The sequence below is a fragment of the Mycobacterium sp. GA-2829 genome, assembly GCF_001499965.1.
Classification (GTDB): Bacteria; Actinomycetota; Actinomycetes; order Mycobacteriales; family Mycobacteriaceae; genus Mycobacterium.
Map to the genome: position 1 here is coordinate 1 of NZ_LQIT01000026.1, position 13,438 is coordinate 13,438.

The 13,438-nt window shown below is 67.0% G+C and carries 15 protein-coding genes; 4 read left to right on the forward strand and 11 right to left on the reverse strand.

What is annotated here, in order from left to right; translation table 11 throughout:
* From AU194_RS16655 to AU194_RS16670, 5 genes are all read right to left on the reverse strand, one after another.
* A partial coding sequence (locus AU194_RS16655) for an alcohol dehydrogenase catalytic domain-containing protein (RefSeq protein WP_157576148.1) occupies nt 1-404 on the reverse strand: 404 nt, incomplete at its 3' end.
* Between the two features lie 74 nt (nt 405-478).
* The gene (locus tag AU194_RS16660) at nt 479-1,909 is read right to left on the reverse strand and encodes an NAD(P)(+) transhydrogenase (Re/Si-specific) subunit beta (RefSeq protein ID WP_059090356.1); all 1,431 of its coding nucleotides are present in this window, start codon (nt 1,907-1,909) and stop codon (nt 479-481) included.
* Nucleotides 1,906-2,235 (reverse strand): NAD(P) transhydrogenase subunit alpha, encoded by a 330-nt coding sequence (locus AU194_RS16665; protein ID WP_059090357.1) that lies wholly within the window; start codon nt 2,233-2,235, stop codon nt 1,906-1,908. Before AU194_RS16665 ends, AU194_RS16660 begins: the two co-directional genes overlap by 4 nt.
* Complete coding sequence (locus tag AU194_RS32865; protein WP_255374837.1) at nt 2,236-2,358, reverse strand: hypothetical protein; 123 nt, start codon at nt 2,356-2,358, stop codon at nt 2,236-2,238.
* Nucleotides 2,355-3,479, reverse strand: coding sequence for a Re/Si-specific NAD(P)(+) transhydrogenase subunit alpha (locus AU194_RS16670; protein WP_059090416.1), 1,125 nt, complete (start codon nt 3,477-3,479; stop codon nt 2,355-2,357). The genes AU194_RS32865 and AU194_RS16670 overlap by 4 nt, the downstream gene beginning before the upstream one ends.
* Nucleotides 3,480-3,908: 429 nt before the next feature.
* Between AU194_RS16670 and AU194_RS16675 the strand changes: the two genes are divergently transcribed.
* Complete coding sequence (locus AU194_RS16675) at nt 3,909-4,166, forward strand: cupin domain-containing protein (RefSeq protein WP_157576150.1); 258 nt, start codon at nt 3,909-3,911, stop codon at nt 4,164-4,166.
* A 255-nt stretch (nt 4,167-4,421) separates the two neighbouring features.
* On the opposite strand, the gene AU194_RS16680 is transcribed toward AU194_RS16675, so the two are convergent.
* Nucleotides 4,422-5,156: a glucose 1-dehydrogenase gene (locus AU194_RS16680; protein WP_255374838.1), complete on the reverse strand. Its 735-nt coding sequence runs from the start codon at nt 5,154-5,156 to the stop codon at nt 4,422-4,424.
* Between the two features lie 298 nt (nt 5,157-5,454).
* Here AU194_RS16680 and AU194_RS16685 point away from each other — a divergent pair, with 298 nt between their 5' ends.
* Nucleotides 5,455-6,735, forward strand: a complete 1,281-nt coding sequence (locus AU194_RS16685) for a cytochrome P450 (RefSeq protein WP_197417641.1) — start codon at nt 5,455-5,457, stop codon at nt 6,733-6,735.
* A 117-nt stretch (nt 6,736-6,852) separates the two neighbouring features.
* On the opposite strand, the gene AU194_RS16690 is transcribed toward AU194_RS16685, so the two are convergent.
* Complete coding sequence (locus AU194_RS16690; RefSeq protein WP_255374839.1) at nt 6,853-7,524, reverse strand: CoA transferase subunit B; 672 nt, start codon at nt 7,522-7,524, stop codon at nt 6,853-6,855.
* Nucleotides 7,521-8,282, reverse strand: a complete 762-nt coding sequence (locus tag AU194_RS16695; protein WP_059090360.1) for a CoA transferase subunit A — start codon at nt 8,280-8,282, stop codon at nt 7,521-7,523. Before AU194_RS16695 ends, AU194_RS16690 begins: the two co-directional genes overlap by 4 nt.
* A 180-nt stretch (nt 8,283-8,462) precedes the next feature.
* Between AU194_RS16695 and AU194_RS16700 the strand changes: the two genes are divergently transcribed.
* Nucleotides 8,463-9,233 (forward strand): IclR family transcriptional regulator, encoded by a 771-nt coding sequence (locus AU194_RS16700; protein ID WP_231743434.1) that lies wholly within the window; start codon nt 8,463-8,465, stop codon nt 9,231-9,233.
* A gap of 20 nt (nt 9,234-9,253) precedes the next feature.
* On the opposite strand, the gene AU194_RS16705 is transcribed toward AU194_RS16700, so the two are convergent.
* Nucleotides 9,254-9,991, reverse strand: coding sequence for a TetR/AcrR family transcriptional regulator (locus AU194_RS16705; RefSeq protein WP_082698689.1), 738 nt, complete (start codon nt 9,989-9,991; stop codon nt 9,254-9,256).
* A 280-nt stretch (nt 9,992-10,271) separates the two neighbouring features.
* Between AU194_RS16705 and AU194_RS16710 the strand changes: the two genes are divergently transcribed.
* Complete coding sequence (locus AU194_RS16710) at nt 10,272-10,949, forward strand: TetR/AcrR family transcriptional regulator (RefSeq protein ID WP_059090362.1); 678 nt, start codon at nt 10,272-10,274, stop codon at nt 10,947-10,949.
* Nucleotides 10,950-10,987: 38 nt separating this feature from the next.
* On the opposite strand, the gene AU194_RS16715 is transcribed toward AU194_RS16710, so the two are convergent.
* Nucleotides 10,988-12,523, reverse strand: a complete 1,536-nt coding sequence (locus tag AU194_RS16715) for a class I adenylate-forming enzyme family protein (RefSeq protein WP_059090363.1) — start codon at nt 12,521-12,523, stop codon at nt 10,988-10,990.
* Nucleotides 12,524-12,581: 58 nt separating this feature from the next.
* Nucleotides 12,582-13,346, reverse strand: a complete 765-nt coding sequence (locus AU194_RS16720; protein ID WP_231743435.1) for an enoyl-CoA hydratase-related protein — start codon at nt 13,344-13,346, stop codon at nt 12,582-12,584.
* Nucleotides 13,347-13,438 lie beyond the last annotated feature (92 nt).

Consider the following 13,438-nt stretch of genomic DNA (forward strand, 5'->3'; position numbering starts at 1 on the left):
GCGAACGCCCCGATCCCCAGTGCCGGGGTCAGCTCGGTGCCGTCGGTCAGCGTCATCTTCTGCGCGGCGTTGTGGGTATCGAAACACAGATGCGGGCGGCCGCGTTTGCACGCCCGGCACTGTCCACACACCGCGCGCCAGTTCAGGATCACGAAGTCACCGGGTTCGACGTTGGTCACACCCGCCCCGACTGATTCGACCGTGCCCGCGGCCTCATGGCCCAACAGGAACGGGTACTCGTCGTTGATCCCACCCTCGCGGTAGGTCAGATCCGTGTGACAGACACCGCAGGCGATGATGTCGACCACGACCTCACCAGGCCCCGGATCCGGGATCACGATGTCGACCACTTCCACCGGCTGCTTCTTCGACCGGGAGATCACCCCGCGCACTGTCTGACTCATCGTTCAGTCCCTTTCAGGTGTTCGGTTCTGGGCGGTGCCCACAGCGACGCCGATGCGTTGCGAAAGCGCAGTCGCTAAAGCGCTTTGAGCTCTTCGATCACCGCGCCGACGGATTTCTTCGCGTCGCCGAAGAGCATTGAGGTCTGGTCGGCGAAGAACAGGGGGTTGTCGATGCCCGCGTACCCGGAGGACATGGACCGTTTCAGCACGATCACCGACCGGGCCTCGTCGACGTTGAGGATCGGCATGCCGTGGATGGGACTCGACGGGTCGTTGCGGGCGGCCGGATTGGTGACGTCGTTGGCGCCGATGACGATCGCGACATCGGTGCGGTCGAATTCACCGTTGATGTCGTCCATTTCCTTCATGGCGTCGTACTCGACGTCGGCCTCGGCCAGCAGCACGTTCATGTGCCCGGGCATCCGCCCGGCGACCGGGTGGATGGCGTACTTGACGTCGACGCCCCTGCTTTCGAGCAGGGTGGCCATCTCTTTGACGGCGTGCTGGGCCTGGGCGACGGCCAGTCCGTAGCCGGGCACCACGATGACCTGGTTGGCGTAGGCCATCTGGATGGCGGCGTCGGCCGCGCTCGTGGCCTTCACGGTGCCGGCAACGGCATTGCCGCCGTCGCCGGCCGCACCAGGGGCCCCGCCGAACGAACCGAAGACGATCGCGGGGATGGAGCGGTTCATCGCTACGGCCATCAGATTCGTGAGGATGGAGCCCGACGCGCCGACGATCATGCCCGCGACGATCATCGCGGTGTTATTGAGCGCCAATCCTGCTGCCGCCGCGGATAATCCGGTGAGGGCGTTGAGCAGGGAGATGACCACCGGCATGTCGGCGCCCCCGATCGGGAACACCACGAACAGTCCCATGACGCCCGCCAGCGCCAGGACCACGACGATCGACCAGGACGGGCTGCCCTGTCCGGTGTTGATCCCGATATAGACCGCGGCGGCGACGGCGCCGATCAGCAGTGCGATGTTGGCGGCTTGGAAGTGTCTCGCGGCGGCCACCAGTCGGCGTTCGACGGACTTGGGGATCGATTCCTGCAATTTGAGAAACGCGACAAGCGAGCCCCAGAACGATACGGAACCGATGACCGCGGCGAACAACGATCCGATGACCAGGGGCGCAGCCGGGGTGGCGTCGATTGTGGCGAAACCGCCGGTTTCGATGAATTCCGCCCACGCGATGAGGGCGACGGTGCCGCCGCCCACACCGTTGAACAGCGCCACGAGCTGGGGCATCGAGGTCATCTTGGTTCTCTTGGCGGGCGGCACCCCGAGGATCACGCCGACCCCCAGTCCGGCGGCGATCAGTACCCAGTTGATCATCGCCGTGTCGCGCACGGAGATCAGCGTGGCCACCACCGCGATGCCCATCCCGGCCGCGGCGATCCAGTTGCCGCGCACCGCGGTTCGCGGCCCGGTCAGCCCGGACAAGCCGAGGACGAACAGGGCGAAGGCGAGAATGTAGAGCCCGTTGACGAGGTAGGTCACTGGTCGCCCTTCGCTTCTGCGCGGGTCGCGGACGAGGTGCGGCTCTTGAACATGCCGAGCATGCGGTCGGTGACCAGGAAGCCGCCGATGACGTTCAGCGTGCCGAACACCAACGCGACGAAGGCGATGACGCGCACCCCCCAGTGCGCGTCGGCCGGCAGATGCCCCAAAACCACCAAGGCGCCCAGCACGACGATGCCGTGGATTGCGTTGGTACCCGACATCAACGGCGTGTGCAGGGTGTTGGGCACCTTGGAGATCACCGCGAACCCGACGAACCCCGAGAGCACCAGGATCGCGAGGTTGGCGAGAAGCTGGTCGTACACCTAGACCTCCACGGCCGTGGTGCCGAATTGCGCGTCATCGGCGAGCGGGAACACCGCGTTGAGCAAGCCGTCGACGGCGATCGCGACACTCCTCAGGACCGCGGTGGCAAGGGGACGGGTCACTGGTGGTTCTCCTCGGTCGGAGGCATTGATGGCGCCGCGCTGGCGTGGGTGACACAGGATGCCGCGACGATCTCGTCGGCGAAATCTGGTTGTAGCGCACCGTCTTTGATCAGCAGACCCAGCAGGGCGGTGATGTTCTTGGAGTACAGCTCGCTGGCGTGTTCAGGCATCGTGGCGGGCAGATTCAGCGGCGAGGCGATGGTCACGTCGTGCCTGACGACGGTCCGGCCCGGGTCGGTCAGCTCGCAGTTGCCGCCGGTCTCCCCCGCGAGATCGACCACCACGCTGCCCGGTTTCATGCCTTGCACGGCGGCGGCGGTGACGAGACGGGGCGCCGGGCGACCGGGCACGAGCGCGGTGGTGATGACGACGTCGTACCCGGTGATCGCCTCCTCGAGTCGTTTCTGCTGCAGGCGGCGCTCGTCGTCGGACAGATCGCGGGCGTATCCACCGTCGCCGGCGGCATCGATGCCGAGGTCGAGCCATTGCGCCCCCACCGACCGCACCTGGTCGGCGACCTCCGGACGCACGTCGTAGCCGGTGGTTCGGGCGCCGAGGCGCTTGGCGGTCGCCAACGCCTGCAATCCGGCAACGCCGACGCCGAGGACCAGCACGGTCGCTGGTTTCACCGTGCCCGCCGCCGTGGTCAGCATCGGGAAGAACCGGGTCGATTCCGACGCCGCCAGCAGGACCGCCTTGTACCCGGCGACGTTGGCCTGTGAGCTCAACGCGTCCATTGCCTGAGCGCGGGAGATCCGTGGAACCGCCTCCGCGGCGAATGCCTGCACGCCCGCGGCTGCGAGCGTGCTGATCTGGTTGTCGCGGCTGCGGGGGGCGAGGAAGCCCACCAGCGTCTGGCCACGGCGCAGCCGGGCGGCCTCCTCGGCGCTGGGCGGGGCCACTTTGACCACCACGTCGGCCGCCCACGCATCGCCGACCGATGCACCGGCGGCGACATAGAGGTCGTCCGGCAGGAGCGCCCGTTCGCCGGCCCCGGGTTCAACCACCACCGCAACACCGGCGTTCGCCAACGCCGCAACGGCTTTGGGCACGAGCGCGACTCGGCGCTCGTCGGGCGCAGACTCGCCGACCACGCCCACCGTCGTTGCTAAGCGCTCCATCCCGGGTCCGCCGGTGCCCATGTGTCCCCAATCGTTTGACTGGCCGGTACTTCCTTGTTCGCCCCGCGAGCCAGGGCCCGCCGGACGTCAACTTGAATCACCTTAACGGACATTCAGTTATATGCAAACCCAGCACATGACTGCGGCGAAAGGGGCGATGTCGACGAGGTAGAGAAGACGCCGAGGACCGCTACTCATTCGCGTCTCAACAGGGTAATACGCACGTTCTCTCCCCTGGACAGTAGGGCTGCGATGCGAATGCGACGCCTTAAGACTAATTAAGCTAACATTAATTCGCCTGACCAAGTAGCGTGCCAACCGACGAGGAGCTTGATCTTGACCATTCCCTCACTCACCCCGTACTTGTCCCATGCCACGACTGTGGCGCTCGAAGATTGGGGTCCGCTTCCGGAGGCCACCGGTGACCCCATGGCCACCACTGGCGTCACCTTGTGGGAGGAGGGGGTCGCCTCCGCCGGCATCTGGGAGTGCGCTGCGGGCTCGTCGTACTGGCGACTCGAGACCCATGAAGTGATCCACATCGTGGCGGGCCGAATGACGGTGACTCCCGACGGCGGGTCGCCCCTGGAGCTGAAAACCGGTGACGTGGCGGTCTTCCCGCGCGGATGGAGCGGAACGTGGGACCTGCACGAGACGATCCGTAAGGTTTTCGCCGTTTTCGCTTGAGGCGACGTCTAGTGCGGTGACTGCGTGGGCCTGGCTCGTCGGTGCAATGAGCCAGGCCCACGCGTCGGGCAAGCCGCCAGCACCCCACGCGTATCTGTCCGGCGGTCGCCAAGGAGCTGTGTCGGGGACATCCCCGGGGGTCATGCCCGTTAGCGTGCGTGGCGCCGCCCCGGCGCCTGTAATGGTGGGCTCGTCAGTGATGCATCGGATCGGTCCCGGGTGCCGCGGTGACCCTCGTCCGACGGTGCCCGAGGCTCAGGCGACGGTATACCCGCCGTCGATCGCATAGTCGGCGCCGGTTGTGTATCCCGACTCGTCGGACGCCAAATACAAAGCCAGGTAAGCAATTTCACGAGGGTCTCCGAAACGCCCGAGTGGCGTGGTATCGGTGCTCAGGCCGAGGTCGGCGATCATCGGAGTATGGACTTCGCCGGGGAGGATGGCGTTGACGCGGATGCCGTAACCGGCCAGGTCCAGCGCCGCGGCCTTCGTCATACCGCGGACGGCCCACTTCGAAGCGGTGTACGCGAAGTTGTCGGCGAAACCCACGGCCCCGGCGGTCGAGGATATGTTCACGATGGAACCTCCGCCGAGGGCTTTCATCCCGGGGATGACCGCTTGCATCCCCAAGAATTGGCCCACCTGGTTGACCTCGATCACCCTGCGGTATTCGGCTTCCGACGCGGTCTCCACCGTGTGCAAGACCAGAATTCCCGCATTGTTGATCAGCACACTGATCGGCCCGAACGCATCTGTCACCCGCTCGACAAGCGCCCGCCACTGTTGGGCGTCCGTGACATCGAGATGGACGAACATGGCGGCAGGACCCAACTCGGCCGCAAGGTGTTGGCCTGACTCGTCGGCCATGTCGGCGATCACGACCCGCGCGCCGTGTTCCAGGAGCAGCCGCACGTGGGCGGCACCCATGCCTTGGGCGCCGCCGGTCACGACGGCCACCTTGCCTTCGACGCGCCTATCGGTCCGCACCACCGGCTGCACCTCCCCTAACTTAACGTTCATTCGATTAAAGCAGACTATCGCCCGCCTGCGAAAGGTCTTGCCCACGCACCACTTTTAAGCTGGAAGATCGGCAAATTCTGCGCCGCCTCCTCCGCCGCGGGGGTGTGGCACGCGCACCGATGCAAGAATTGCGGGTCGATGCGAATGAAGGTAAGTTCAGTGAGCGCAGTCACAGGTTGGTGCCACGGGTGCCGCGGGGCGACGCGAGCGGCGCGCACATCGGCACCCCGCACGTGCCGCCCCATCATGGGAAAGGTCCGAGATGACGATGTCGACCTCAACAGATCAACGGCCGGACGCCGGCGCCTCGCCTCAGGGGCGTTACGGCGCCCTCGATGTCAACGTCGGGCGGGCCCTGCCCCCTGGGGATGGAACGTTGACGGCGTACGAGTATCTGCCGTGGGATCACGCCGAGTTCGAACGCGACCCCTACCCGTGGTTCGCCCGTGCGCAGGCTGAAGTGCCGGTTCTGCGGGACACCGACGGTACCTTCGTGGTGCTGAGGTACGCCGATGTCCTCGAGTTCGGCAAACGCCCCGCGATGTCGGTCGAGCCCGGCTGGGAGAAGGCCGGCCCCTGGTCGATCGCCCGCCAGTCGGTGATCGCCCAGGACCCTCCCAAGCACACCCAGCTCCGCCGACAGACCAGCAAGTGGTTCACCCCCAAAGCCGTCGAGAACTGGGTCGCCACGACCGCCGCGGTCACCAACGCCGTGCTCGACGCGGCATCGGGTGACCTCGTCGACGGGTGGTGGGATCTGTCGGCCGTTCCTACCCACCACACGATGTGCCGCGTGCTGCAGTTTGCCGCTGACGACGTCGTGGGTGTGGTCCACGACATGGCCGACACCATGCCGATGCTCTCGGCGTTGCCGCGCGCGGGCACGATCGACAAGGCCGCCGACGGCTTCGACAGGCTCGCCCGCCGCGTCGCCCCGATGCTCGCCGCGAAACGGGACACGGTGGGAGACGGCCTCGCCGACGCGTTACTCGCCGCCGAGCAACGGGGTGAGATCACCGACGAGGAAGCGCGGGCCACTACCCTACTGCTGTACTCCCTCGGGCACATGGATGTCGGCTACGCCATCGCCGCGGGCCTACACGTGTTCGCCCGACTTCCCGAGGTATGGAACGACTTCCGTCGTGATCCCTCGGCCCGGGATGCCATCATCAATGAGATCATCCGCTATGACCCGCCGGAGCTCAGCTTCTACCGGGTGCCCACCGCGGACGTCACCATCGGCGGCGTCGACATCCCGGCGGGTTCGACGGTGCGCTTCATGATCGCGGCGGCCAACCGCGACCCCGAGGTATTCACCGACCCGCATGTCTTCAACCACCGACGACCCGCCGAGCAGAGCCGCAATCTGTCCTTCGGCATCGGCCCGCACAGCTGTCTGGGCCAGGTCCTCTCGCGTGCTGAGGCCAAGGCGGTGTTCGAGGTCCTCGCGGGCAGGTTTCGGCGTATCGAGCTGGCCGGACCCGTGGGAATGGACAACACCGACTTCTCGCGCCACTTCACCACACTGCCCCTGCGGCTGATCGCCTAGGGACTCCAGCCCGGCGGGCGGCGCGACCCGGCACGAAACCGCGATGCGCGCGACGTCGCGCGCCGGCTGCACCGGACGGAACGCTCGGCGGCCGAGTGCCGGCCGCCGAGCGTGCGGTCAGTGCGCCAACGCGGACTCGGCGACGAGCAGTGGAGCGCCGGTGACCGCTTGCACATCGTCGGGAGTCACGCCGGGCGCGGTCTCTACCAGTGCCAGGGAGCCGTCACCGGTGACGTCGATGACGGCCAGATCGGTGACGATGCGGTGGACCACCCGCGCCCCCGTCAACGGCAGCGTGCAGGCGTCGACGATCTTCGGATTGCCTTGTCGGTCACGGTGTTCCATCAGCACGATGACGCGTCCGGCGCCGTGAACGAGGTCCATGGCCCCGCCCATGCCTTTCACCATCTTGCCGGGAACCATCCAGTTGGCCAGGTCTCCATACCGGGACACCTGCATGCCGCCCAACACCGCGACATCGATGTGTCCGCCGCGAATCATCCCGAACGACAACGCGGAATCGAAGAACGCCGCCCCGGGAAGCACCGTCACGGTCTCCTTACCCGCGTTGATGAGGTTGGCGTCCACCTGTGCTTCGGTGGGGTAGGGACCGGTGCCCAGAATGCCGTTCTCCGAGTGCAGCGTGACGCTGACCCCGGGGTCCAGATAGGCGGGAACGAGGGTGGGGAGACCGATCCCCAGGTTGACGTACTGCCCGTCGCGCAGGTCACGTGCGACGCGCCGCGCCATCTCGGGCCGGGTCCACCCGGCGGTCGTCGACTGGCTCACGAATGCTCCTCCTCGCGCACGACGCGCTTCTCGATACGGATGGGTTGGGGTCCCGTCTCGACGATGCGCTGGACGAACACGCCGGGCAGGTGCACGGCGGCGGGCTCGAGGGTGCCGGGTGCGACGAGTCGCTCCACCTGCGCCACGGTCACCCGCCCGGCCATGGCGGCCAGCGGATTGAAGTTCATCGCCGTCTTGTCGAAGACGAGGTTGCCGTTGGTGTCGCCGACGGCGGCGTGCACGAGTGCGTAGTCGGCGCGGATCCCGGTCTCCAGCACGTACCGCTGGCCGTTGAACTCGCGGATCTCTTTGGCCGGGGAAGCCAGCGCCACCGCCCCATCGGCGGCGAAGCGCCACGGGAGGCCACCGTCGGCGACGGGGGTGCCGACCCCCGCCGGAGTGTAGAACGCAGGGATGCCGGCCCCCCCGGCACGCAGCCGCTCGGCGAGGGTGCCTTGTGGCGTCAACTCCACCTCGAGCTCACCGGCCAGATACTGCCGGGCGAACTCCTTGTTCTCCCCGACGTAGGACGCGGTGACGCGGCGGACACGGCCCAGGGCCAACAGGATGCCCAAACCCTCGTCGTCGATGCCGCAGTTGTTGGAGTAGACCTCCAGGTCGCGGGCCCCCGCGTCGGCGACAGCGGCGATGAGGGAGGCCGGAATTCCGCACAGGCCGAAGCCGCCGACAGCCAAAGACGCCCCGTCGGGGATATCGGCGACCGCGTGGTGGACGCTTGTCATCACCGTGGTGCTCATGGTTCAGCTTCTCCGTACTTTGTCCGTGGGTGTTCATTGCTGTCAAGATCGCGTGCGAACGATGACAACATCAAAAGCACTGTGTTAGCAAGGATTTGGCCTTGAAGAACGACAGAGTGTTCACTCGTGTGAACGGCGTCCTGCAGTGATGTCCATTGAGTGGACGGTTATGCTGGACGGGTGACGCAGGCAGCGGCGAGCCCGCCGGTGATATCTCGCGCGGCTGCTCTGCTGCGCGAGCTGGGGCGCGCTGGCGATCGGGGGGCGTCGACCACCGAGTTGGCCCGCAATGTGGCCATCCCCCGCCCGACCGTGCACCGCATGTTGGTCGCCCTGGCCGACGAGGGTCTCGTCGACCGCGCATCCGACAGCGCGGCATGGTTTTTGGGTCCTGAGATGTACCTCCTTGGGTCGGTGGCGGCGAGCCGGTATGACACCGCACCGCAGGCGGTGGAGGTTCTGCGGGGCCTGGCGCGCGACACCGCCGAGAGCGCGTTCCTCTCGGCGCGACGCGGTGATGAGTCGGTATGCGTCTCGGCCGAGGAGGGCAGCTTCCCGCTGCGCTCCCATGTGCTGCATCCGGGCAAGCGCTTCCCGCTGGGGGTCGCCTCGGCCGGCCTGGTCATGCTGGCCCACTCCCCCGACCGCGAGATCGACGCCTACCTCGATCGCGTCGACCTGCAGGCCGCATGGGGTCCGGGCCACACCGCCACCGCGATCAGGCGGCGAATCCGCCAAACCCGGCTCACCGGATACGCGGTCAACCCCGGGCTTCTGGTCGAGGGCAGCTGGGGAGTCGGCGCCGCGGTGTTCGACGAACTCGGCCGACCCAGATGGGCTCTGAGCCTCACCGGTGTCGAATCCCGCTTCAATGGCCGGCGTCAGAAGCAGCTGGGCGAATCCCTACTGCGCGCAGCGCACGTGCTGACCCGGCGGCTGGCCAAGCGGTAGCAGAGGCTCAACCACGCCCCTCAGGACCTGACAGCGCTCCCCGGGCTCAGGTCGTCGATATCGACGGCGAGCAGGGCGCGACAGATGACGGTGGCCTGCGCGACACAGGTCTGCAGTCCCTCCTCGGTGCCGTCCCAGCCGCACCACTCGCTGGAGGTGTCGAGGATCTTCACGACCATCTTGACGAACTTCGTGACATCTGAGGACGCGCAACCCAACTCGAGCGCCACCGCCGCGTGCATCTGCTCGTAAAGCCGCATCCATGCGCGGTACTCGTCGCGCATGTCGTCCGGGAGGAACCCGGCGATGCGGTCGGTGGCCAGCAGGATGTCCCACATGTCGTTCTCGGGACTTTCCACCTGACGGCGTAGATGCACGCCGATCAGACTGCTCCAGTACTCGTTCGCATCGCGGGTTTGATCGACGACGTCCAGTATCGCGGAGGCGAACCGGTAAAAATGCCACCGGTAGGCCTCCCGGACGATCTCATCCCTGCCGTTGAGGAAGTGACGATAGATGCTGGGCGCCTTCACTCCGACACGCTCCCCGAGGGCGCGCATCGTCACCGACTGATAGCCGATGGTTGACGCCAGTTCAACGAATGCCTCGAGGATCTGTTGGCGCCGATAAGTCATATGCGACCAATCGGCGGCCTCGACATACGCGCGAAGCTGATCGGCCGCACGCAAGCGCGGCGATGAGGCCACATGACCGTCAGCGTTTTCCGCCGAAAGCGTTGACGTTATCGCGTCTGGCATCCACTGTCCTTCCGCTCCGGCCCCGGGCCGGGGAATGTTGCGCTCACCGCTCCGGCGAACGGCGAGTCTGGAGCACTAACCGTGGCAATCGCCTCGCCACAACTTTACGCGAGCCGGTCCCGACGCGCGCCCAGGACGCGAAAGCTGAAGGAAACCGCAGCTACCGCCCTACGATGCTAATCTTACAAACGTTAAATTGCGAGGCGCTTCCGGCCGCGGCGATCAGCCCGCGCGGCGCGAGGCTTCCAAACCGGCACGCACGCGTAGTGAGGACCAACAGATGGCAGCGGCCAAGAAGAGCGTCGTCGACGGCGCGCCCAAGCGTGAACGCAGGACCCGCACCGGGCGGGAGACGGTCGGGCGGGAGCGGGTCATGCAGGTCGCACTGCAGATGTTCACGGCCAACGGATACTCGGGCACCAGCCTCAAGGCGGTCGCCGACGAACTCGGCATCTCACCGCCGGCGTTGTACTGGTACTTCCCCTCCAAAGAAGAGTTGTACGGCTCGGTGATCGAGCAGTCGATGAACGACTTCCTCGACTATGTCCGCGGTTCGGTCACCGACAGCGACCCGGTGTTCAAGCTCAGCCAACTCGTTCGCGCCCACGTCACCTGGCAGTTGCAGCAGTCTGAGATCGCCCAGGCGTTCGACCTGACCATGGCGCTCAAGGGGCGCGCCAGCGATATCCCGGAGAGCCGTCTGGCCCCCATCCGCAAGCTCGAGCAGGATTACGTGGAGGAGGTCCGCGCGATCCTGCGTGAAGGCGTCGAGGCTGGGGTGTTCGCCGTCGACGACTACGTGACAACGGCATTCGCGATCATCACCATGTGCGAGTACGTGACGACCTGGTACAACGCCGACGGCGCCCTGTCGATCCAGGCCGTGGCGAACCGGTATGAGGGGCTGGTCCGCAAGATGGTGGGGGCCGTCAGCGGGCGTGCCGCCCACGAGGGGTGAACACGCCCGTGAACGCAGACCCGCGCGGGCGCGGTTGACTACCGGGCCCCGGATTCGGCGCCGCTTCGCACCTGGTCGCAGTGGCGGGCCACCGCGCGCCGGTCGACCTTCCCGCTGGCCGTGCGGGGCAGCGGATTGAGTACCAGGATGCGTTCCGGGACAGCATAATCGGGCAGCTGATGACGCAGGACGCCACGCGCGTGGACCTCGTCGAAGGTGTGGCCCGGCCGCTCCTCGACCGCCGCCCACACGCGGTTCTGCAGGATGCTGTCGGTGACTCCGAACACGCACCCGATGGCCACCGCGTCCAGGGTGGCCAGCAGGCCCTCCACGTGCGCGGGCAGCACTTTCTCACCGCCACGGTTGATGACGTCGTCCACACGGCCCTCGATGTAGTAGAACCCACCGTCGAGGCGCGCCAGATCCCCCGTGCGCAACCAACCGTCGCGGATCTTCGCCGCGGTGAGTTCCGGCTGGCGCCAGTAGCCCTGCATCAGCGTGGGGCCCTTGACCCACATTTCGCCGACCTCACCTTCGGGCCGGTCGATGCCGTCGTCCTCCCCGACGATGCGGATCGCTGTGCCGGGAACGGCGAAACCCACTGATTCACCGCGGGTTTCGGCGTACTCGGGCGGCAGGAACGACACCGCCGAGCCGTACTCCGTCATCCCGTAACCGTGAAACAACCGCATCTCGGGCCATGTGGCGAGCAGTTCGTCGATCCAGGCGGCCGGCATCGGTGAGCCCCCATAGAGCAGCACCCGCACCGAGGCCAGCGCCCGTTCGGCGCCGTCGGCGAGCATGATCAGCCGGTGGATGCTCGGGACTGCGGCCAGGTACGTCACCGGCCTGGAGATCAGTGCGGACACCGCGTCAGCGGTGCGGAACTTCCGCAGCAGATCGGTGCGCCCACCCACCAGCAGCATGTGACCGAACTGGTCGACGAATCCGGTGTTGTGGAACATCGGCACCACCACGAGCGTGGAGTCCCCGCTGCCGGTGCCCAGCACTCGCACGAAAGCCCAGGAGGCCTCAGCAAGTGCCCGCTGCGTCAAGGTGGCGCCCTTGGGCTTTCCGGTCGTGCCGGAGGTGAAGCTGATCAGGGCGGGCACTTCCAGGTTCGGAGAGTCGAAGGGTGCCGCCAATTCGGCGACATTGTTGTCGCTCAACGGGCGCACCTTCGAGGCGGGAACGTCGGCGACGATCTGAGCGTGTGCCTCGTCGGCGAGCACCAGCGTGGCGTCCAGCAGTTCGACCTGGTCGGCGAACTGCGCTGGGTTGAGCCGGTTGTTGGCCGGGGCGATCACTGCGCCCAGGCACAGCGTCGCCATGTAGTGCACGACCCAGGCGATCTCGTTGTGGCCCACGATCACCACGCGGTCACCGGGGCGTACACCTTGCGCCACCAGCCATCCCATGCATCGTGAAACCGTCTCGGCGAATTGGGAATAGGTCAATTCCCGCGTGTCCGCGGTCAGCGCGACAGCGTCGGGAGCCGTGGTGGCCCAGTAGTGCAGGGCGTCCGCGAGCGTGGCGAACGGAAGCGGGCGGTCATCGAGGACCTGCTTGGTCATCGTCGTACTCCTAGCGGTGCTCGGGAAGGTGAGGGGTGGGTCGACTGGCGAGGGGCGTTCAGCGGCCAAGCCAGCGCGGGGGCCGCTTTTCGACGAACGCGCGCGCCCCTTCGGCGGCGTCGGCGCTGGTCGGCACCTGGGCGGCCAAGTGGAGGTCGCGGCGCAGCGCGCTGAAGGCCTGCTGGTCGGTGAGCCCCTGAGTGACTTCGACGATTTCGAGGGTGGCGGCCACGGCGAGCGGCGCTGCCTCGCACAGTGTTCGGGCCAGGTCGTTTGCCGCGCCCAGAACCTCCTCGGCTGGCACCACGCGGTTGACCAGACCCCACTGGTGGGCTTCGGCGGCGGTGAATCGCCGACCGGTGAGCAGGAGTTCCAGGGCGAGCGCGCGAGGCAGTCGCGCAGCCATCCGGCTGACCCCGCCCGCGTCAGGCAGCACCCCAAGTCGCGTCTCGGGGAACGCGAAGACCGCCGCGTCCGAGGCCACCACCAGGTCGGCCGCCAGCATCAGCTCGGCACCGCCGCCATAAGCCGAGCCGTTGACCGCGGCCACGATCGGCTTTCTCCGGCCGAACAGTTCGGTGATCCCGGCGAAGCCGCCGTAGCCATGATCGGCGTCAGCGGACTCGCCGCCGTGGGCGGCCTTCAAATCCCAACCGGCGCTGAAGAACCGCCCACCCGCAGCCGTCACGATCGCCGCGCGCAGGGTGTCGTCGGCGTGCAGCAATGACACCGCCTCGTACAGCGCGCGGCTGGTCGCCGCGTCGACGGCGTTGGCCGGCGGGCGATCGAGGGTGATCGTCAGGATCGGTCCGTCGACGTCCACGCGTACGGCATCGGTGGCGGTGATGGTGCGCTCCTCGCGTTGTCGTTACGGGTTTTTCGGCGGTTCAACTAGGCCCCGGGAGGGCAGACGTC

Excerpts from the sequence above, each read along its gene's own strand:
- AU194_RS16670 (WP_059090416.1), bottom strand. The coding sequence starts at position 3,479 with ATGGAGCGCTTAGCAACGACGGTGGGCGTGGTCGGCGAGTCTGCGCCC.
- AU194_RS16675 (WP_157576150.1), top strand. The coding sequence starts at position 3,909 with ATGGCCACCACTGGCGTCACCTTGTGGGAGGAGGGGGTCGCCTCCGCC.
- AU194_RS16685 (WP_197417641.1), top strand. The coding sequence starts at position 5,455 with ATGTCGACCTCAACAGATCAACGGCCGGACGCCGGCGCCTCGCCTCAG.
- AU194_RS16695 (WP_059090360.1), bottom strand. The coding sequence starts at position 8,282 with ATGAGCACCACGGTGATGACAAGCGTCCACCACGCGGTCGCCGATATC.
- AU194_RS16705 (WP_082698689.1), bottom strand. The coding sequence starts at position 9,991 with ATGCCAGACGCGATAACGTCAACGCTTTCGGCGGAAAACGCTGACGGT.
- AU194_RS16710 (WP_059090362.1), top strand. The coding sequence starts at position 10,272 with ATGGCAGCGGCCAAGAAGAGCGTCGTCGACGGCGCGCCCAAGCGTGAA.
- AU194_RS16715 (WP_059090363.1), bottom strand. The coding sequence starts at position 12,523 with ATGACCAAGCAGGTCCTCGATGACCGCCCGCTTCCGTTCGCCACGCTC.